Consider the following 20079-nt stretch of genomic DNA (forward strand, 5'->3'; position numbering starts at 1 on the left):
GGCGCTCACGTCTGACACCTGAGCAGTGCCCCCTTATGCCGGACGCTGTCCCGCCTGTCCGACCTGTAGGCCTATCTTGCGCCGGGCGCCTCAAACGTATCGGCCTCGACAGGGCCGCCAAAGCCATACTTCGCACGCGGACGCAGCATAAAGGCCTGAGTGCGTTGCTCCATTACATGCGCCACCCAACCCGCCGAGCGGCCGATGATCCAGAGCGCCGTCGATGTCCCGTCGGGCAGTCCCAACGCGCGGGCGAGCGCAACGAGCCCCGTCGCCAAGCCCGCGTGCGCGTTCGCTTCGGTGCGCATGCGCTCCAGAAAATTGAGCGTAAGACGCGTGTTTTTCCGCAACGTGTCATCAATCGTCGCGTCATCCGTCTCGCTCATCAGTTCGCCTGCGATCTGCATCATCAGATCCGCTCGCGCGTCGCCGCCGGGATACAACGGGTGATTGAAACCGAGCAGACTGGCGCCGTACTCGCGAACGCGGCCAACGCGCGAATCGAGGGCCTCGAACGGCTCGCACAGTAACAACGTCTCGATCTTCTCTGTGCTGGTGCCCGTGGTGAAGCCGATGTGCGAGCCGATGGCCGCCGCCACACAACCAAACAGATCCGCATTGGTAGACGCCGCAACGCGCGCCGAAAAAGTGGCCGGGGCCAGTTCGTTGTCGGCGAGCACGACGAGCGCGGCGTTCATCGCGCGAAGTCTCACGGGCGTCACTGCGCTGCCTGCCGCACGCAAAACATGCGCCGCGACGCTTTCATCGTCGTTGCGCGCGATGAAGCGTTGCTGCGGACCAAGAAATCCAACGCATCCGGCCATGCAATGCAGCATGGCCCGCGCTGCCTGCACGGCCGCGCCATCGGCGAGCTCGCGTGCGCCGCGCCCGTGCATAGCCAGCGCAAACGGCACCATGCCCAGCAAGTTGCCGATGTCGGCACTCGCCACTTCGCCGTCGTAGACGGACAGAAAACGCAACACGTCGGGTGGCGTTTCCTGCATGGGCCATTCGGCAATGCTGTCTTGCCAGATGCCCGTCATCAGCAAATGCACCACCGATTCGAACGATGCCCCGCCGCTCGCCAGATCGATAGCCAGCCGATTGCGATAGCGTGGGCCGTGCGGCGTGATCTGGGTAATGGCCGAATGCAGCACCGGATCGCCGAAGCGCATGGTCGATTCGGCCACGGCACCGGTCGGCGCGCGCCCGCGCTTGCGGGTTGCCAGACGCTCGACGTCGCGACGCAGATAGAGGCTCTTTCGACCGTCTTCATGCGGACGCGCCCGGATCAACCCCCGGCTCACATAGGCGTAAAGCGTGGCGGGTTTGATGTCGAGCACGGCAAGCACTTCCTCGCGCGTCATCAGATCGGTTTGCTGCGTCATTGTCACCCTCGGCGATAGCCGCCGCCCGGCTGCGACGGCTTTGCGGCACATCATGCCACATTCATATTGACTTTAAAAATCAATATTGATAAACAAAAAATCGCCCAGTAAAGTCAACGCCGATAACACGACAAAGACACTGCGAGCCCGGTACTTCCTTGCGCTCGACAGGTCGTCCCTTCGGAGACACGGCATGACCCAAGACACTTCATCGCGGCCATCGGAACGCATCGACGTTCGCGACGCGCTGCAATCGGCCCCGCTCGGGGCGTTTCACTACTGGCTGGGCACACTGCTCGCGCTGATCCTGCTGTTCGACGGCTTCGACCTCTACAACGCGGCCTATATCGTTCACGACGTGAGCGCGCTGTGGCATCTGTCGCCGAGCCAGATCGGCGTGCTGTTGTCGTGCGGACTCGCTGGTTTCGCCGCAGGCTCGGCCGTCTCGGGGTTGTTCAGCGATCGCATCGGGCGGCGTCGCGTGTTGCTCACGGGCATCTGGCTCTCGGGGTTGATGAGTCTCGCCATCGCCCTCTTCGCGCACGATCTGCGCACCTTCATTGCGCTTCGTTTCGTGATGGGGATCTCATTGGGCTTGCTGATGCCGGTTGCCGTCACCTACATCAACGAGATCGCGCCCAGACGCAGCGCCAATGTCTTCACCATTGTGTTCTTCTCCTGCGGGTGGATCGGTGGGGCAACGGCGTCCGGTTTCATTGCCGCGTGGCTGATTCCGCAGCATGGCTGGCAGAGCATGTACTACGTCGGGGCGCTGTCGGTCGTGCTGGCATTGGCCTTGCAATTCGTGCTGCCGGAGTCGGTCTCGTTTCTCGCCAGTCGTGGCCGTCAGGACGACGTGCGGGCACAGCTCACCCGCCTTTGGCCTGCTCGTGCGAGCGAGTTTGCGAACGCGACGTTTACCTCGCCGGACGCCGGCGTGAAAGCAGGCTCGGTAGCCGCGCTCTTTTCGAGCGAATTCCGCCGTCAGACGATCTGCCTCTGGGCGATGGGCGCGCTGTCGCTATTCTCGTCTTACGGTCTGTCGGGCTGGTTGCCGACGATCATGCTCAAGCGCGGCGAAAACCTCTCGACGAGTTTTGCCTACGGCTCGCTGCTGGTCTTCGCGTCGGCATTCGGCAGTCTGCTCACCGGGGTCGTGGCAGACCGCATCGGCAATCGCCGTCTGGCCATGTCGCTCGCCTGGTTGTGCGGTGCGGCGGCCATCGGTGTGCTTGGCACGATCACCGGGGGCTCGGTGACGTTCTTGGGCATCGTGGTTGCCGGCATGTTCGTCATCGGCACGCAGACGGTGCTGAACAACCTCGTCGCCGTGAGCTACCCGACGGAGATTCGCAGCACCGGTGTCGGCCTCTACCTCGGTATTGCCCGCGTCGGCGCGATGTGCGGACCGGCGATCGCGGGTCTGCTGCAACAGACAACGGGCGGGGCCGGCGTGATGTTCTTCGTGCTCGGCGCAGCCCTCGTCACGGCTGCCGTGCTGGTGTTCCTCGTCGCCCGTCCCGAAAACTTGCCCAAGGCGCCGGCCTTCGGCCACTGACTCTCTGCGCATCGGAGCGCGTCATGTCAAAACTCTCTCTCTCGCTCGCCGTCAACGATTACGACCATGTGCGCGACCTGCTCGATGGCCGGATCGCCGCGCAAGGCATCGACCTCGTGCCGTCGGTGTTGCCGGTCGAAGAGATTTTCTATCGCACAACCCACTTCCAGGAGTGGGATCTCTCGGAGATGTCGCTTGCCAAGTACGCGTCGCTGCGCTCGCAAGGCGACGACCGTTTGATCGGCCTGCCCGTGTTTCCCTCGCGGGTGTTCCGGCTGTCGTCACTCTATGTGCGGGACGACGCCAGCGTGATGTCGCCCGCCGATCTGCGCGGCAAGCGAATCGGTGTGCCGGAGTGGGCGCAAACGGCATCCGTCTATTCGCGCGGATGGCTCGTGCACGATCAGGGCGTGGCGCTCGCAGATGTCGAATGGGTGCAGGGCGGTGTCAATCAGGCGGGGCGGCGCGAGAAAGTCGCCGTGCGCGTGCCGGACGGCGTGCGTTACCGCCCCTCGCCCGAGAAGTCGCTCACGGCCATGCTGCTCGACGGCGACATCGATGCGATTCTCAGCGCCCGTCCGCCCGCACCGCCCGCTGGCCGCGAGCGGGAGATCGTTCGCATGCTTCCCGACTTCGAGACCGCCGAGCGCGCCTACTTTGAACGAACCGGCATCTTCCCGATCATGCATCTGATCGTCATGCGACGCGATGTTTTCACTGCAAACCGCTGGATCGCCGGCAATCTGCTCAAGGCGTTCACGCAGGCGAAAGACGCCAGCGTCGCACGTCTCGAAGACATCACCTGCTCGCACTTCCCGCTGCCGTGGATGAGCCAACGCGCCGCGCAGGCGCGCGTGATGTTCGGTGGCGACCCGTGGCCGTACGGCATCGCGCCGAACCGAACCACGCTCGACGCCTTCCTGCGTTTCGCCTTCGAGCAGGGCGTGTGCCACCGCCCGATGCAGGCCGACGAACTATTTCCTCCGGAGGTGGCGGCCGCCGTGCGGGTCTGACCACCGCTCGCAGCCGACGTCCCTTCCTCGCCTTTTTTCATTGGTATTTCACTTGTCACGATCATGACGCAAGCTGCTACCCCCTACACCCCGGCGCTCACCGAACACGATGCCCGTTCCATGGCGCAATTGCTCGAAGACCTCGCCGCCGCGAATCATATCCTCGCGCATCACGAAGTCCTCGACGGCTTCGGCCATGTGAGCGTGCGCGACCCGCGCAATCCGGCCCATTTTCTGATCGCACAATCGATGGCGCCCGAACTCGTCACGCCCGACGACATTCTCACACTCGACCTCGATTGCCAGCCGGTCGACGGCGACACCCGAAAGCGCTATCTCGAGACGTGGATTCACAGCGAGATTTACCGCGCGCGCCCCGACGTGGCGGCCATCGTGCATAGCCACTCGCCATCGGTGATCCCGTTCGCGGCGTCGTCCGTGCGGTTGCGTCCCGTTTATCACATGGCGGGCTTTCTCGGCAGCGGCGCCCCGGTGTTCGACATTCGCCATTGCTTCGGTTGCACCGACATGCTCGTGCGCAATAGCGATCAAGGCAAAGCGCTGGCCGAGTCGCTCGGCGACGCCGATGTCGCACTCATGCGCGGACACGGCTTCGTCGCAACGGCCCCGTCGCTGCCCGCCGCCGTGTACCGCGCCATCTACACGGAACTGAACGCGGGTATGCAGTTCAAGGCCATCGCGCTTGGCGGCGAGGTGACGTATCTCGACCCCGAAGAAGGGAAACGATCGAACGCGACGAACCTGGGTGTGATCGAGCGTCCGTGGACACTGTGGAAGCGTCAGGTCGCGGCACTACGCGGCAATTGACCGGCGATCGATACGGGGTTGCCCGGCATCACCACGGCACCGTTCGACCGAGATAGTCGACATAGTGAAGCCCCGGGCGGCCGTGATGCGCGGTAATGGTATCGATCAGGTTGGGAATGCTCTGCTCGATACTCAGACGCGCATCGGGCCCGCCCATGTCCGTGCGCACCCAGCCGGGGGCCATCAGCAGCAATGTGCGTGTATCGTCGCGGTGACGTGCCGCAAAACTGCGCATGAACATATTGAGCGCGGCCTTGCTGCCCCGGTATACCTCGTAGTTCCCATTGGTGTTGTTAGTCAGGCTGCCCTGCCCCGACGACATCACGCCAAGTGTGCCATCCGACGGCACCAGCGCCTCGAACGCTTCGATCACTCGCATCGGACTGAGCGAATTGGTCACCATGACGCGCACAAACTCGTCGGTCGATACGTCGGCAATCGTCTCCTTGTCGTCGTTTTTCACACCGGCGTTCACGAAGAGCAGATCGAGACGGCGACCTGAAAGCCGCTCGCGCAATGCGGCCACCTGTGCCGGGATCGTGATATCGACGGTCTCGACTTCGAGTGCGCCGCCAGCGTTGGCCGCCAGCGCGTCGAGCTTGTCCGACGCGCCCTCTCGCGCCGTGGCGATGACACGCCAGCCGCGCGTCAGATACGCCTGGACCATTGCGAAGCCCAGACCGCGCGACGCGCCGATCAGCAGTGCGGTTTTCGACGGCGATATGTGAGCGGTGAGTGTGTTGTGCATGCGTGTTTCCTCGTGTGGGACGCCCCTCGCTCGTGCCGGCGAGATGCCGCGCGGCGAAGCGACGTGATCTGTCAGGAAATATAGGACGATGGGATACCTGGCGGAAGACGCACCACATGCACTGATAACATGCATGAAGCGCCATATCCCAGTGCACCGGAGATTGTCACCACCATGCCCGATCCCGATCTGAATCTGCTCATCGCGCTCGACGCCCTGCTCTGCGAAGCCAGCGTGGCGGGCGCATCGCGCCGGCTGGGGCTGAGCGCATCGGCAATGAGCCGGACGTTGAGCCGATTGCGGGAAGCTACCGGCGATCCGCTGCTGGTCCGGGCGGGTCGTCAGATGGTACTCACGCCGCACGCCGAGCAGTTACGCTTGCGCAGCCGTGGCGCTGTCGACGAAGCGCGCTCGCTGCTCACCCCGGCGACAGCGTCGCCCGACTTTGCAACCCTGCGCCGCACCTTCACCTTGCGCGTCAACGACGGCTTCGTGGAGGCCTTCGGTGCCACGCTGATTGCCGCCGTCACGCGAGACGCGCCTTTCGTCAGCCTGCGCTTTCTGCCCAAGGCAGAGAAGACGGCAGCCCCCTTGCGCGACGGACGGACCGATCTGGAAATCGGTGTCCTCGGCGAGGTGGGCGAGACGAGCAACATGGGGCCGGAAATTCGGGTGCAGGCGCTGTTTCGCGATCACTTCGTGGGCGCGGTGCGTGCAGGCCATCCGCTGGCAACCGAAGCCGCGCCGAGCGCCGAGCGATATGTCGCCTTCGGGCATGTCGTGGCGTCGCGCCATGGCAACGGCGAGGGGCCGGTCGATAACGCGCTCGCCGCATTACGCCTGCATCGGGACATCGTGGCGGTCGTACCGAGTTTTCCCGCGGCCTTATCCCTGGCGCAGACATCCGATCTGATTGCGCTGGTGCCCGCGTCGCTCATTACGCAACGCGCGGCACGGCGGCCTGCGGCCTCTTCCGCGGCATTTCATGTGTTCGAATTACCCGTGCCGACCGCACAGATCACGGTCTCGCTGATGTGGCATCCGCGCATGGAGGCAGACCCTGCGCATCGGTGGCTGCGACGACATGTGCTGTCGGTGTGCAGAAACTAGCGTCACGCCCCGGGGAATGACAACTCGATGGCGGACGAATCTTGCGGCGGGATCTGAGCGTGAGCGTGCCGTCGACGGATGTGGGACTGGTGTGGGCGGAGCGACGTCCGCCGGAAGGATTGACCGAGCGCATCGTCAGCGCGTTACGCTCGCTCATCCGCGAAATCAACGATCGCGGTGATAGGGGTGTCGAATAATCGACACACGGCAACGCACTCGACAGACGTGCCGTTGCCGTTTTGCGTGACTGATGTGTGACTGATGCGCGGCTTATGCGCGGCGCGTGGCCAGTTCCGCCCCTTGGCGCAACGCCTCGAGCAGGCTGCCTTCGTCGGCAATGCCCTTGCCGGCAATGTCGAACGCCGTGCCGTGATCGACCGACGTGCGCACCACTTGCAGACCGACGGTAACGTTCACACCGGCTTCGAGCCCCAGCACCTTCACCGGGCCGTGTCCCTGATCGTGGTACATCGCGACCACGAGATCGAAGTCGCCACGCCCGGCGCGGAAGAACAGCGTGTCGGCCGGCAGCGGGCCTTCGATGTCCCAGCCACGCTCGCGCAGCAGTTGCACCGCCGGCACGATCTTCTCTTCCTCTTCCCCGTAGCCGAACAGACCGTTTTCCCCCGCGTGCGGGTTGATACCGCACACGGCGATGCGCGGATTGGCGATACCTGCCTTGACCAGCGTGGCATGACCCCGCTCGATCGTGCGTTGCACCAGGCCCGGCTCGATCTTGCGAATCGCATCGATGATGCCGATGTGGGTCGTCACGTGAATCACGCGAAGTTGCGGCGCAACGAGCATCATCGACACTTCGTCGACCCCCGTCAGATGCGCCAGCATCTCCGTATGCCCCGGGAACTTGTGGCCACCGGCGTGCAGCGCTTCCTTGTTCAGCGGCGCGGTGCAGATCGCGTCGATCTCACCGGCTTCGGCGAGCTTTGCCGCATGCGCAATGTACTGATACGCGGCATCGCCCGCGATAGCGGAGAGTTGGCCGAACGGCAGGTCTTCGGGAATCAGATCGAGGTCGATACAATCCACCACGCCCGGCGTGAACGTGGCTTGAGAGACCGTCTGGATACGCCGCACACTCAGCGGCGTCTTCACGATGGCAATCGCCTGCTCGAGACGTCGCGCGTCGCCGATCACGACCGGGCGGCACTGCTGATAGACGCTGTCGTGCGCCAGACTCTTGACGATGATTTCCGGGCCGACGCCAGCCGCATCACCCATGGTGATGCCAATGACAGGGAGATATTGATTCATGGCGTTTGCGTTGATGTCCGTTTCGTTTAGGGGGATGCCCGGAACGTACTGCGTGTTCCGGGCCGATGTCCGTTTGTCCTGATGTCCTGATGTCCTGCTGTCCTGCTGCCCGCTCACGCCGCCTCAATGCGCGTCGCGGACCCTCGCCGTAGCGCGCAGATGCCGGTAAGCGCTGTGCAGTGCCGCTTCTCCACCGAAGGCACCGGCCTTGGTGACGATGCGCACTGGCGAGCCGTCGGCGGGCCGTCCGACGGCAACGCCCGGCTCGACCTCCGAGAGCAATTCCAGCGCGCCGATACCGGCCGCGCTCAACATCGCACGTGCCGTCTCGCCACCCGTCACGATGAGGCCCGACAACCGCGAGAAATGTGGCGCGATCAATGTGGCCAACACGGCCGACAGTTGCGCGCCCTCGGCGGGATCGAACGCGTCGTCGCGGCCGATTCGCACCAGCAGGTCGTTACCCGCTTCGATCGCCTCGCCAATGCGCGCGCGCCAGACAGCGCACTCAGAATGCGCCTCACCGGCACGCAACACGGCAGGCGGCACAGTCCATTCGATCACGTCGTTGTCTTCGCACAGGCGGGCGCATTGCTGCTGAGACACGGCAGACAGACTGCCAACCAGCGTCAGCACACGACCGTTCGCATGGTCGTCCGTCGTTGCAAGCCTATTGTGCTGCCCGTCCTCCGAATGCTCCGGCGATGCAAACAGTTCGGGGAGTTCGGCCAGTTCGCGCGCAAGCCCGCCCGAGCCGACCCAGAAGGTGTCGGTGAACGTGACACTGGCGCGTGCCAGCATGGCGAGATCGTCATCCGTTTTCGCATCGACGATCAACGCCGTCACGCCATGGGCGCGCGCTTGCGCGATGACGTCGTTCAGTGCCGAATGGACTGCGGCGAAATCGCCGTGCAGCACATCGACCGGCACCGTCTGCGTCGTCATGCCGGCAGCCGCCAGCATGGGCGCGAGACGCGCCTCCCGACCCTCATGTTCCAAGCGCCACGTGTCCGTCTCGGCAAGCGGCACACCGCGCACGAAGACTTCTCCGTTTTGCACAATGCGTCCCGTGGCCGGGAACGCGGGCGCCACGATAGCGAGTCCCGCCAGCGGCTGCAATGCCGCGACTTCCGCAACCCAGTTACCGCGCAACGTCGAGTCGATTTTCTTGTACAGACGACGGCCCGGTGCGGCAAGCCGCTGCCATGCCGCAACGGCACGCGCAGCCGCCTCGGCGGGAGCGAGACGACGCGTGTCCGTGTCGATCGCCACCACTTGCGCAGCCGCATTGAAGCCGTCGACGTCGAGCGACACAACGCTGCGACGGCCGGCTTTGGTAAAGCCGATCGCGCAGTCGGCGGCGCCAGACAGGTCGTCGGCGACAATCACAATGCTCACTGCGCCGCCCCCTTGGCCGCTGCCCCAGCCTCACGTGCCATCGCACGCTTGGCGACAGCCGCCGTCAGGATCGGGGAGACGATGGCGGTCACCACCACGCAGGCGGCGACAAGCAACGTCGCGCTCTTGGCCGCTTCTTCGTACACCGGGTTCGCAGCCGCAATGAGCGCAGGCACCGCGGCGGCATTCCCCGCCGTGTTGGCGGCAGCCGTGCCGGCCACGCCCGTGCCGCCCGTGAGACGGTCGACGATATACAGTGGAATGCCCGTCACGACGACAACGGCGAAACCGAGCAGAATGCCCAGCAGGCCAGCCTGCCACACCTTGTGCAGATCGAGCCCCGCGCCAAGCGCCAGCGCGAAGAACGGAATCATCACCGGCACGGCGCGCCCCAGAAAGTCTCGCATCTCGCGGTCGAGATTGCCCAGCAGCATGCCCACGGCCAGCGGCAGAATGCTGCCGACCAGCGTCGGCCACGGGAAGGCGGACAGACCCGCGACACCCAGCGTGACCATCGTCAGGAACGGCCCCGACTCCAACGACATGATCGTGTACGCGCCCACGTCTTCCGAGCGACCGTACTGCCCCATGAGCGCCATGTACAAGCCGCCGTTCGTGTCGTTCATCGCTGCCACGACAGCCAGCGTGGAAATGCCGGCGAACATGCCCGACGTGATCGGCGCTTCGCCCAGGAAATGGCCCAGCACAACCCCAACGACAATGGCCGCGCCCACCTTGGCGCCGAACAACGCGCCGCCCTTCTTGACCAGGTACGGCGTTGCCTTGACGTCGATGCTCGCGCCCATGCAGACGTAGAACACCGCAAGAATCGGCAACGCGCCCGTGAACAGTGCGTTGGTAAACGAGCCGAAGAACTTCGGCATACCCGGCATGAACGTCGCAATCAACGAACCGATCAGCAGGGGAACGATCATCATCCCGCCCGGCACGCGCTCGATTGCACGCTTGATACGAATTTGAGCCATTGTTGTCTCCCGACTGGTATAGATTTTGATCAATCGATCATTATTTTGATCGTTTTGAGCAGACGGAAGTCTAATCGCTGCCAGAAAAATGTGCAAATTTTGTGACTAAGGGTTTATCCTTGGCAGAAATCGGTCAAATTCGCTCGGCGGCGACTTTGCTTTGCGTCCAAAATGATTGAATCGATCATTTTGGACAACCCTCACGATCGCGTTGACGCCGGCCGGCGTCTTTACGGCTTATCGGACGATTTCCGTACACAGCAAGCTACACTATGCGCGCCGCGCGGCGAACACGCTGTCTGCCCGCGAAACGCCACGATTCGTTCTGCTCAGCTTCGATCCATCCATGAAAGTTGCTAACCGCCGCGAGGCGATTTTCAAAGCCGTCCTGTCGGGCATGACCGATGTTGCCGCGCTGTGCGCACATTTCGGCATGTCGGAAGCCACGGTGCGTCGCGATCTGCGCGCGCTGGCCGACGAGCGCCGCATCGTGCGCACGTACGGCGGCGCCGCCGCACCCGTGCGCATGCATGAACCCGAGGAATCGCTGGAGTTGCGGCGCGAGAGCTTGCGAGAGCAGAAGGACGCCATCGCGCGCGCTGCCGTGGCCCACGTTGATGATGGCGATACGATCTTTCTGGACGGCGGCACCACGACCGAAGCAATGGCGCGCTTTCTTGCCGGGCGCGAGGGTGTGCGAGTCGTGACGAACAACCTGCTCGCCGTAGGGACGCTGGCCGCCAACAAGGTTCCGGTGACGCTGATCGGCGGCGACGTACGGCCGTCGAGCATGAGCGTGCTCGGTCCGCTGGCGCAACTGGCGCTCTCCCGGGTGTCCGTCGACAAGGCGTTTCTGGGGGCCGACGGGGTCGTGGCCGGACGCGGTCTGTGCGAAGCCTCCGCCGAACAGGCGTGGCTCAAGGAGTGCATCATCCGTCAGTCGGCCAGCGTGTATGTGCTGGTCACCGCCAACAAACTTGATCGCGCCAGCCAGCAACACTGGACACCGCTGGAGCGCGCCTGGACGCTGGTCACCGAAGCGCGCGCCGACGACGACGCACTTTCGGAATTCCGCAAGCATCCGGAAATCACCATCGAATCGGTCCATTGACGCAGCCATCGGCCACGACATTCGGTAGCGCAATATGTCGTGTTCGATACCGTCGCCATCGGTAAGATGGCATCTATTGCGCCCAACCCTCACCGCCATGACACTCGATCCCTCTCTCGTTGCCGTCTTCGCGCCGACCGGTGTGCTGCGCGCTTCTATCAATCTGGGGAACCCGATCCTCGCCGGGCTCGATGCACAGTCCAGGCCCTGCGGCATTTCAGTGGATCTGGCATCGGCGCTCGCGCAGCGGCTTGGCGTGCCCCTCGATCTCATCACGGTCGATACCGCCGGGAAATCCGTCGACGTGGTCTCGGCTGGCGACGCCGACGTCGGCTTCTTCGCCGTCGACCCGAAACGCGCGGCGACCATTACCTTCACCGCGCCCTATGTGCTGATTGAAGGCTACTACTTGGTGCCGGAAGCGTCGGCCGTGAAGACCAACGCGGATGTCGACCGGGTCGGTACGCGTGTCGTGGTCGGCAAGGGCAGCGCGTACGACCTCTTCCTCACGCGCGAATTGCAGCATGCGGAGATCGTGCGGGCACCGACGTCGCCGACCGTCGTGAAGACATTTCTCGAAGGCGGCTACGAAGTCGCGGCAGGCGTGAAACAGCAGATCGAAGCCGATATTGCAGGCACGCCAGGCTACCGGCTGTTAGGTGAGCGCTTCATGGTGATTCGACAGGCAATGGGACTGGCGATCGGCCGAGGGGCGCAGGCCGACGCGTTTCTGGCAGCCTTCGTCGAAGAGATGAAGGCGTCGGGATTCGTGACTGACGCCTTACGCCGACATCATATTTCCGGCGCAGCGCTTGCGCCCTGAGCCGCGAAGATCGCGGTCGTGCAGCGCGACGGCGTCAGGGGGAGTCCGATAGGACTCCCCGAGCCGCAGTTTGCGCAGCGGCACTCAGGCGAGCATCAATTCAAGGTTCTGAACGGCTGCCCCCGACGCCCCTTTGCCTAGATTGTCCAGAACGGCGGTCAATAGCACTTGCCCGTGCGCCTCATTGCCGAACACACTCAACTGCATGACGTTGGTGCCATTCAGCGCTTCCGGGTCGAGCTGTTTGACCGCACCGGGTTCCTGCATCGGCATGACCTGAACGTACGGCTGACCGGCGTAGTGATCGACGAGACATTGGTGCAGCGCGCCGGCGTTCGCCCCCGACGTCAGAAGCCGCGTCTCGATCGGAATGGTCAATACGATTCCCTGACGATACGCGCCGTACGACGGGACGAACATGGGACGGAACGCGAGCCCCGAGTGCTGTTGAATCTCGGGCGGATGCTTGTGCGCCAGTTCCAGACCGTAGAGCCGATACCCCGACGCCTTCGTCGCGTTCGGTCCCTCATGCGCTTCAACCCCCGCACGCCCGCGACCGGAATACCCTGAAACGGCATGAATGCTGACCGGATAGTCCTCAGGGATCAAACCGGCGCCAAGCAACGGCCGCAACAAACCGATGGCCCCTGTCGGGTAGCAACCGGGGTTGGACACCCGGCTGGCGCTCGCAATGCGGTCCGCCTGACCCTTCGCCATTTCCGGAAAACCGTACACCCAGTCGGCATGCGTGCGATGCGCGGAACTCGCGTCGATCACCCTGACGCGAGGATTGACGATGGATGCCGCCGCGTCACGAGCAGCGCCGTCAGGCAGGCAAAGGATCGCAATATCGCAACTGTTGATGGCCTCGGCGCGACGCTGCGGATCCTTGCGCTGCGCCTCGGGCAGCGTGACGAGCGTGATGTCGCGACGATCCCGAAGCATCCCGTGGATCTGCAACCCGGTGGTGCCCTGATCGCCATCGATAAAGATATGCGGAGAAGACATTTGCGCAACCTCCCTGTCATTCGGTCAGAAATTGTTCTCGATGCGCTATATTCCCGCGACGCGTAAAATTGGAAAAGTTGAATTTCATGAATCTCAAATTCGTATTTTCTAAATTACGGCGCCGACATGAGAGAAATCAGCCTGGACCGATTGAAAACGCTTGTCGCTGTTGCAGACAGCGGCTCATTTGCCGACGCAGCGCAAGCCCTGCATCTGTCGCCGCCGACGGTGAGCCTGCATGTGGCGGATCTGGAAGCGCGGGTCGGCGCCTTGCTCCTGTCACGCAAACGCGGGCAAATACGGCCGACGTCGGTCGGGGAAGTGCTGGTCGAGCGCGCGCGGCGCTTGCTCGCCGAGGCGGAGCAAACGCTGGAGGATATCGAGCGTCATGCGCAGGGTCTCGCGGGTCGGGTGCGAATTGGCGCATCGACAGGGGCGATCGCGCATCTCCTGCCGCAAGCGCTCGAAGCGCTCCGTCTGCACCATCCCGACATTGACGTTCAGGCGGCGATCCTGACTTCGCAGGAAACGCTGAGCCGGCTTCGCCGAGGGGCGCTGGATGTCGGGTTGGTGGCGTTGCCGCAGTCACCGGTTGCCGGGCTCGTCATCAAACAATGGCGACGCGATCCTGTGATGGCGTTTCTGCCGGCCCACTGGTCAGCGCCAAAACACGTAACGCCTGAGTGGCTGGCCAGGCAGCCGCTGATCCTCAACGACAGCACTACGCGTTTGTCGCGACTGACCGCAGAGTGGTTCGCCACCGCAGGGCATCACCCTGCCCCGCGGATCGAGATCAACTACAACGACGCCATCAAGAGTCTGGTCGCCGCAGGCTACGGCGCGGCACTCCTACCGAACGAAGCGCAAAACGCCGTTCTTGACGAACGTATCGCCATGCGCGCCCTGCGCCCGGCGCTGTGGCGCCAACTCGGCATTGCGCACCGTACAGGTCACATCGAACGCGCGACGCAATATGTTCTCGATGCGCTATGGAGTCTGCGGGAGGGACGCAAGCGATGAGGCAAGCGCTTCGTTTGCAACAAGAGCACAAGCGCTACGACTCAGGCCTCCGCACATAACGACTACAAATATGGCGACCCGCGTAACGGCCGGATCAGGCTGACGCATCGGTTCTGGCATCCCCCGCAGCCCTACACACGCGTATGCACACCTGTCCAGAAGTTGTACAGGTGTCATGCGTGCTGCCCATCCCCCAACGTCCTGAAAATTGGCTTGAACCGCTAGATTCTTGCATTTCGAGAGACTGGTATCGAACTTGCTAATCCATGTCCGCGACGACGTGAAAGTCGCGCCGCATTCCCCTCACACAGGTTGAACTCAATTTCATTACCTCAAGGATGCATATCGTGGACAAGATCGAACATCTCGAACGGCAGATCCAGGAACATCATGCGACGCTGGCAAATCACCCGGTGTTCCATTCCATCGAATCGATGCAGGGCTTGCAGACGTTCATGGAATGGCACGTCTTCGCGGTCTGGGATTTCATGTCGCTGGTCAAACGTCTTCAGGCCGACCTGACGACCATCACCCTGCCATGGATCGCACCGCGCAACATTCATGCCGCGCGTCTGATCAACGAGATCGTGCTGGGCGAAGAGTGCGACGAAACGCCGCAAGGCCCGATGAGCCACTTCGATCTGTATCTCGCGGCCATGCGCGACGTCGGCGCCGACACGCGGCAGATCCAGAAGCTCATCGACCTGCTCATGAAGGGTCACAGCGTGAGCGCCGCGCTTGCCGCCGTTGAAGCGCCGCCGCCGGTGATCCGCTTCGTCAACTCCACGTTTGCGACCTGCTACGAAGGCGCGACCCATCAGGTCCTCGGCAACTTCTTCTACGGCCGCGAAAACGTGATCCCCGACATGTTCCGCACGTTGCTCGACGGCTGGAAGATCGATGCGAAGAGCGTGCCGCTCCTGACGTTCTATCTCGATCGCCACATCGAAGTCGACTCCGGCGAACACGGTCCGGCAGCGCGCGCAATGATCGCCGAGGCCGCCCGCAACGACGAACGCCTGCTTGCCGAAGCGCTTGAAGCCGGCCTGCGCGCCATCGACGAACGCCTGCGTCTGTGGGACAGCCTGCACGAGCACATCGTGGCCACGCAAAAGGAAGCCGTCGCCGCCTGACGCCCGGCGGGTCACACCGGGTCCGTCCTTTCGCTGCGTGCCGCGCCGCCTGTGGCGCGGTTTCCGGTCTGCCCGCCCCCATTCTCCGAGGCAATGCCATGTCACTGCAGAGTTACGTCAGCCACGCTGACCAATGGGAACAACGTGCCACCATCCGTTCCCGTCCGCGCCGCATCGTCGAGGACGATGACCTGAGCTATTACCCGGTCGAGCGCCAGCCGCTCTACGCGCATCCGGCGGTGATCGACGCCGGCAAGCAAGTGCAGGACTACATCCTGCTGCAGAGCTTTTACAAGTACATCAACGACGTCATCATTTTCGAGACGGAAATCGTCAACCGCACGGCACTCGCCATCGCAAAGTCGCGCTTTCCGTTCGAATTTCCGTTTGCCTGCCGCAGCGACGCCATGTCGGTCGTGATCGACGAGAACTACCATGCGTACGTGGCAATGGACTACCTCGACCAGGTCGAGCGCAGCACCGGGATCGGCCCGATCGAACAGAACCGCGAGATCGAACTCTCGCGCGCGATTCCGCGCGCCATGGAATTCGTGCCGCCGCAATACGCCGCCGGGATGGAACTGCTCGGCGTGGCGATTTCGGAGAATACGGTCACCGCAGAGGTCGCCGCGTTCTCGCGCGATACCACGCTCAAGCGCTCGGTCAAAGGCGTCATGGCCGACCATCTGGCCGACGAGGGCCGGCATTCGGTCTTCTGGATCAATCTCGTCAAGCTCTACTGGCGTGAAATCGACGAGCCGGCACGTGTCGAACTTGGTCGCGGGCTGCCCTTCTTCCTGCGCGAATACCTCACCAATGAACTGCAACTCGAGTTCGACCGGCGTCTGATCGCTACGCTCGACCTCCCGGCAGCCACGCGCGAACAGATCGCCCGCGACATGGTGGGCGCCTACCCGATCACCAACCAGCATCCGATGATCGTCAACATCCGCAAATTCCTGAAAATGGCAGGGCTGCTCGAACACGAGCCCACACGCGCGGCTATCGCGCAATACCTGTGAGGAACGTGTCATGAGAGCGATTTCCTTCGCTGTGGCAGGCAACAACCGCCTGGGTGCACGCCTGTTCGCTGCCCTTCACGACATGGGGCATGACGTGACGCCGCTGTGCAACGCGTCTGGGCCGCTGGCCGAGATGGCCGAGCAACTGGGCGCCGCCGTCCCGCACGCGCATGCCGCGCCGCCGAACGTCGAGTGGCGCATCGAGTGTGGCGATGCCGATCCGGCAATCGTCAGTCAAGCGAACCATGTGCTGAGCTTCGTCGCGCGCGCTCCCGCATTCCCTCCGGCTCGCGCGACGCTCTCTTGGCAATGGCAAGGGCCCAATGGCGTGGTCGACGTGGCATCAAGTCCGTGCGAGTTCGACCGTCCGATCTGCGGTGCCGATCTCGTGGCACATATCGATACCGAAGCCGAAGCCATGCTCGTGGACATCGTCAGCCAACTCGGGCGCGATGTATTGACGCCGCAGACGCTGGCGGCGCGCGCCCCGGCAATACCCACGCCCGGGAGCATAGTCCTCGACACGCATCAGTTGTCCGGCTGGCATGCGGGCAATGAGACGGCGCGAACGATGTCGTTGCCCCCCTCACTGCCCGAGATGGTGTCACGCCAGGCCGTGGCGGCACCGGCGGCGATTGCCTTGCGCGACGCGCATGGCGACGTCGACTACCGCACCTTCGTGGCCGCGTCGATGAAGCTGGCGTGGCAACTCTCGGCGCTAATACCGACAAGTGCGCCACACGACGGCACGCCATGCGTCATTGCGGTACGCCTGCCGAAGTCGCGCCTGCTCTACACGGCCATTCTCGGGGTCATTGGTGCGGGTGCGGCCTATGCGCCGCTCGATCCGTCGTTCCCGCCCGAGCGCGTGCGTCAGATCCTTGAGCAGAGCCGGGCCAAGTGCCTGATCACCGACGACGATTTCGACGCGAGCGGACTCGACGGCCTTGACGTCGAAGTGATTCGCCTGCGCTCGCTCGATGCCGCAGACGTGGATATCGGGGTGACGACATGGCCAGTGGAACGTCAAGCCGATCGGGCGAGCCGTTGCGCCATTACGATCTTCACCTCAGGGTCGACCGGCACGCCCAAGGGCGTCATGCTCACGCATCGCAATATCGTGCACTTCTGCCACTGGTATCGCGACTACATCGGCATGAACGCCAGCTCGCGCGTGCTGCAATTCTGTACCGTGGCATTCGATGTCTCGTTGCTCGACATCTTTCCGACGTTCCTCTCGGGCGCGACGCTGGTGATTCCCACCGAAGCCCAGCGGCATGCACTCGACGAGTTGAGCGACCTCATTGCCCGCGAAGCCCTCACTCACGCCTTCTTGCCGCCCGCATTGCTGGCGGTGATGCCCGACGCCCAGTGGCCGGCGCTGCGTCACCTGCTCACAGGGGGCGATGTCTGCTTTCCCGAGACGATCGCCCGTTGGAGTCAGGGCCGAGCCTTCCACAACATCTTCGGGCCGGCGGAATGTACGGTGCTCGTGACAATTGCGCGCCTTCAGGCAGGCGACAGTAATCGCCTGATCGGACAGCCTATCGCGAATGTGCGTTGTTACGTGCTCAACGATGACGGCCAACCTGCAAGAACCGGCGAACCCGGCGAACTGTGTGTCGCGGGGGCAGGCGTGGCCGACGGCTACCTGCACCGGCCAGACCTGACCGAGCGCAGCTTCGTGCCCAATCCGTTCGCCGATCCGAATGGCGAATGGCCGGCGGCACGCGACGAAAAGCTCTATCGCACGGGCGATATCGTGCAATGGGACGACAACGGCCAGTTGCATTTCGTCGGCCGACGCGACGCGCAGGTCAAGATTCGTGGTTTCCGCGTCGAGCTGGGTGAGATCGAGGGCGCGGCCATCGCGACCGGCATGTTCGGTCAGTGCGCGTGTGTAGTCGACGATCGCAAGCGCATCCGCGGCTTCGTTGCCAGACCGCTCGACACATCGGCCAGTGGCGACGCGCTGCGTGCACTGCTCGTCGCACGTCTGCCCGACTACATGGTGCCGTACGAGATCGTTGTACTCGACAAACTGCCCGCCACCAACAACGGCAAGATCGACCGCGGCGCGCTGGCGCGCATCCCGGCTCAGCGCGCCCATGCCCATGAGGCACAGGCGCACGAGGAACCGCTCACCGAAACGCAAACGCAACTGCAAGCGCTGTGGGCGCGGCTGCTCGATCTGGAACCGTTCGAGATCGGGAAAGACGATTCGTTCTTCAATCTCGGCGGACACTCATTGCTGGTCTCAAAGCTGATGCTCGCCGTCAAGAAGGAGTTTGGCGGCAATGCCCCGCTCGCCCGCTTCATGGAACGTCCGACCATCGCCTCGCTGTCGTCATTGCTCGAGAACGACGATGTCGACAAGGGCGAACGGATACCGCAGCGTGTGTTCGATGACATGGCGCTGCCCGACGATATCCGTCCTGTCGATGGACTGCGCCCCGTCCCCGACGGTGCCCGTGCCATCCTGCTCACCGGTGCGAACGGATTCCTCGGTACCTTCATTGCAGCGGAGCTGATCGCGCAGACATCGGCCGTCGTGCATTGCGTGGTGCGTGCTGCCAGCCAGAAGGAGGGAGAAGCCCGACTGACCCAGGCCCTGCAAGCGAACGGACTCGGTGCGATCGCCGGGCATCCGCGTCTGAAGGTGATCCTCGGCGATCTTGCCAAGCCCCGGCTCGGGCTGAGCGCCGATACGTGGCGCATGCTGGCGCGCGACATCGATGCGATCTACCACAACGGCGCGCATGTCAATCATGTCTACGACTATCCCTATCTTTACGATGCCAACGTCGGTGCAACACTGGCGTTGCTGCGCCTGGCCTGCGAGTTCCGCAACAAGTCGATGCACTTCGTCTCAACCTTGTCGGCCGCGAGTGCTGCGAACGACGCCGGGCACGTGCTGGAGCAAGGCCCCGCACGCAGCGCACCGGTGTTCGTGAACAACGGCTACAACGTCACGAAGTGGGTCGCCGAGCATCTCGTGTGGGAGGCAGCCGAGCGAGGGGTCGACGTGACCATCCTGCGCCCGGGCAATATCACCGGCGTTGCGGACACCGGTCTTTGCCAGCCCGCGCGCAACCGCATCCTGCTCCTCGTCAAAGGCTCGCTCCAACTCGGCGCTGCGCCTGCGGGCGACACCGACTTCGATTTCACGCCGGTCGATTTTCTTGCCCGCGCTGTCGTGCGCTGTACGACCGACCCGCAACGGGAATTGCGCGTGTTCCATCTCCAGAATCCGACCCCGCTGACCTGGGAGGATTATCTCGGCGCGCTGGCGCAATGCGGCTACCCGATAACACTGGAAGAACCGTCGGAGTGGCGCAAGCGATTGACCTCGATCGACGAGAGCAATGCGCTGTTCGACGTTGTGGCGTTCTACCTCGACGACAGTCAGGAGGACATCGGGGACATGTCACGCATTGACCATCAGCAAACCGCCGCTGCGCTCGCACGGCTGGGCGTCGTGTACCCGCGCAAGGACGCCCGATTGCTAGCCCGGCATTTCGCCTATCTGATCGAGAGCGGCTTTTTACCCGCGCCGGCCGGCAGCGACACCCGGCGCACCGAACGCGAGACGGATATGGCTTCCGCAATCTGAGCGCCATACCTCGTGACTTTGTCGTGACTTTGCTGTTTTCGTGCTGTT

General features: G+C 63.5%; 17 protein-coding genes. 11 read left to right on the top strand and 6 right to left on the bottom strand.

The window, feature by feature from the left end; translation table 11 throughout:
• Positions 1-71: 71 nt before the first annotated feature.
• Positions 72-1388 (bottom strand): citrate synthase, encoded by a 1317-nt coding sequence (locus AT395_RS17910; protein WP_224787591.1) that lies wholly within the window; start codon positions 1386-1388, stop codon positions 72-74.
• 193 nt (positions 1389-1581) lie between these two features.
• Here AT395_RS17910 and AT395_RS17915 point away from each other — a divergent pair, with 193 nt between their 5' ends.
• The 3 genes from AT395_RS17915 (at position 1582) to AT395_RS17925 (ending at position 4787) form a co-directional block, all read left to right on the top strand.
• Positions 1582-2946: an MFS transporter gene (locus AT395_RS17915; RefSeq protein WP_048629882.1), complete on the top strand. Its 1365-nt coding sequence runs from the start codon at positions 1582-1584 to the stop codon at positions 2944-2946.
• Positions 2947-2969: 23 nt separating this feature from the next.
• A complete protein-coding gene (locus AT395_RS17920) occupies positions 2970-3959 on the top strand; it encodes a substrate-binding domain-containing protein (protein WP_048629883.1) in 990 nt (329 codons plus the stop codon).
• 63 nt (positions 3960-4022) lie between these two features.
• A complete protein-coding gene (locus AT395_RS17925; RefSeq protein ID WP_231606171.1) occupies positions 4023-4787 on the top strand; it encodes a class II aldolase/adducin family protein in 765 nt (254 codons plus the stop codon).
• A 28-nt stretch (positions 4788-4815) separates the two neighbouring features.
• On the opposite strand, the gene AT395_RS17930 is transcribed toward AT395_RS17925, so the two are convergent.
• Positions 4816-5535 carry an SDR family NAD(P)-dependent oxidoreductase gene (locus AT395_RS17930; RefSeq protein ID WP_048629884.1) on the bottom strand — a complete coding sequence of 240 codons (720 nt, stop codon included), beginning with the start codon at positions 5533-5535 and terminating at the stop codon, positions 4816-4818.
• Positions 5536-5709: 174 nt separating this feature from the next.
• Between AT395_RS17930 and AT395_RS17935 the strand changes: the two genes are divergently transcribed.
• Positions 5710-6645 carry a LysR family transcriptional regulator gene (locus AT395_RS17935; protein ID WP_048629969.1) on the top strand — a complete coding sequence of 312 codons (936 nt, stop codon included), beginning with the start codon at positions 5710-5712 and terminating at the stop codon, positions 6643-6645.
• Positions 6646-6704: 59 nt separating this feature from the next.
• Complete coding sequence (locus AT395_RS17940; RefSeq protein WP_174554645.1) at positions 6705-6842, top strand: hypothetical protein; 138 nt, start codon at positions 6705-6707, stop codon at positions 6840-6842.
• Between the two features lie 73 nt (positions 6843-6915).
• Here AT395_RS17940 and pdxA read toward each other — a convergent pair whose 3' ends face one another.
• The 3 genes from pdxA to AT395_RS17955 all read right to left on the bottom strand — a co-directional run bounded on the left by pdxA (position 6916) and on the right by AT395_RS17955 (position 10301).
• A complete protein-coding gene (gene pdxA / locus AT395_RS17945; RefSeq protein WP_042116847.1) occupies positions 6916-7917 on the bottom strand; it encodes a 4-hydroxythreonine-4-phosphate dehydrogenase PdxA in 1002 nt (333 codons plus the stop codon).
• 123 nt (positions 7918-8040) lie between these two features.
• Positions 8041-9315: a four-carbon acid sugar kinase family protein gene (locus tag AT395_RS17950; RefSeq protein WP_048629885.1), complete on the bottom strand. Its 1275-nt coding sequence runs from the start codon at positions 9313-9315 to the stop codon at positions 8041-8043.
• Positions 9312-10301 carry a 2-keto-3-deoxygluconate permease gene (locus tag AT395_RS17955; protein WP_042116852.1) on the bottom strand — a complete coding sequence of 330 codons (990 nt, stop codon included), beginning with the start codon at positions 10299-10301 and terminating at the stop codon, positions 9312-9314. Before AT395_RS17955 ends, AT395_RS17950 begins: the two co-directional genes overlap by 4 nt.
• Positions 10302-10647: 346 nt before the next feature.
• Between AT395_RS17955 and AT395_RS17960 the strand changes: the two genes are divergently transcribed.
• Positions 10648-11412, top strand: coding sequence for a DeoR/GlpR family DNA-binding transcription regulator (locus tag AT395_RS17960; protein ID WP_042118870.1), 765 nt, complete (start codon positions 10648-10650; stop codon positions 11410-11412).
• 97 nt (positions 11413-11509) lie between these two features.
• Positions 11510-12235, top strand: coding sequence for an ABC transporter substrate-binding protein (locus AT395_RS17965; protein WP_048629886.1), 726 nt, complete (start codon positions 11510-11512; stop codon positions 12233-12235).
• Between the two features lie 84 nt (positions 12236-12319).
• Here AT395_RS17965 and argC read toward each other — a convergent pair whose 3' ends face one another.
• Entirely contained in the window at positions 12320-13243 is a 924-nt protein-coding gene (gene argC, locus AT395_RS17970; RefSeq protein ID WP_048629887.1) for an N-acetyl-gamma-glutamyl-phosphate reductase, read from the bottom strand.
• 126 nt (positions 13244-13369) lie between these two features.
• Here argC and AT395_RS17975 point away from each other — a divergent pair, with 126 nt between their 5' ends.
• From AT395_RS17975 to AT395_RS17990, 4 genes are all read left to right on the top strand, one after another.
• Positions 13370-14263 (top strand): LysR family transcriptional regulator, encoded by an 894-nt coding sequence (locus AT395_RS17975; protein ID WP_042116860.1) that lies wholly within the window; start codon positions 13370-13372, stop codon positions 14261-14263.
• A gap of 338 nt (positions 14264-14601) precedes the next feature.
• Entirely contained in the window at positions 14602-15396 is a 795-nt protein-coding gene (locus AT395_RS17980; protein WP_224787593.1) for a DUF3050 domain-containing protein, read from the top strand.
• A 98-nt stretch (positions 15397-15494) separates the two neighbouring features.
• A complete protein-coding gene (locus AT395_RS17985; protein WP_048629888.1) occupies positions 15495-16418 on the top strand; it encodes a diiron oxygenase in 924 nt (307 codons plus the stop codon).
• A 10-nt stretch (positions 16419-16428) separates the two neighbouring features.
• Complete coding sequence (locus tag AT395_RS17990; protein ID WP_048629889.1) at positions 16429-20031, top strand: amino acid adenylation domain-containing protein; 3603 nt, start codon at positions 16429-16431, stop codon at positions 20029-20031.
• The last annotated feature ends 48 nt before the right edge of the window (positions 20032-20079 follow it).

Source organism: Pandoraea apista (assembly GCF_001465595.2).
Lineage (GTDB): Bacteria > Pseudomonadota > Gammaproteobacteria > Burkholderiales > Burkholderiaceae > Pandoraea > Pandoraea apista.

Bases quoted from the DNA above. Each gene is read 5' to 3' on its own strand.
- AT395_RS17910 (WP_224787591.1), bottom strand. From the start codon at position 1,388: ATGACGCAGCAAACCGATCTGATGACGCGCGAGGAAGTGCTTGCCGTG.
- AT395_RS17915 (WP_048629882.1), top strand. From the start codon at position 1,582: ATGACCCAAGACACTTCATCGCGGCCATCGGAACGCATCGACGTTCGC.
- AT395_RS17920 (WP_048629883.1), top strand. From the start codon at position 2,970: ATGTCAAAACTCTCTCTCTCGCTCGCCGTCAACGATTACGACCATGTG.
- AT395_RS17925 (WP_231606171.1), top strand. From the start codon at position 4,023: ATGACGCAAGCTGCTACCCCCTACACCCCGGCGCTCACCGAACACGAT.
- AT395_RS17930 (WP_048629884.1), bottom strand. From the start codon at position 5,535: ATGCACAACACACTCACCGCTCACATATCGCCGTCGAAAACCGCACTG.
- AT395_RS17935 (WP_048629969.1), top strand. From the start codon at position 5,710: ATGCCCGATCCCGATCTGAATCTGCTCATCGCGCTCGACGCCCTGCTC.
- pdxA (WP_042116847.1), bottom strand. From the start codon at position 7,917: ATGAATCAATATCTCCCTGTCATTGGCATCACCATGGGTGATGCGGCT.
- AT395_RS17955 (WP_042116852.1), bottom strand. From the start codon at position 10,301: ATGGCTCAAATTCGTATCAAGCGTGCAATCGAGCGCGTGCCGGGCGGG.
- AT395_RS17960 (WP_042118870.1), top strand. From the start codon at position 10,648: ATGAAAGTTGCTAACCGCCGCGAGGCGATTTTCAAAGCCGTCCTGTCG.
- AT395_RS17965 (WP_048629886.1), top strand. From the start codon at position 11,510: ATGACACTCGATCCCTCTCTCGTTGCCGTCTTCGCGCCGACCGGTGTG.
- argC (WP_048629887.1), bottom strand. From the start codon at position 13,243: ATGTCTTCTCCGCATATCTTTATCGATGGCGATCAGGGCACCACCGGG.
- AT395_RS17975 (WP_042116860.1), top strand. From the start codon at position 13,370: ATGAGAGAAATCAGCCTGGACCGATTGAAAACGCTTGTCGCTGTTGCA.
- AT395_RS17980 (WP_224787593.1), top strand. From the start codon at position 14,602: ATGCATATCGTGGACAAGATCGAACATCTCGAACGGCAGATCCAGGAA.
- AT395_RS17985 (WP_048629888.1), top strand. From the start codon at position 15,495: ATGTCACTGCAGAGTTACGTCAGCCACGCTGACCAATGGGAACAACGT.
- AT395_RS17990 (WP_048629889.1), top strand. From the start codon at position 16,429: ATGAGAGCGATTTCCTTCGCTGTGGCAGGCAACAACCGCCTGGGTGCA.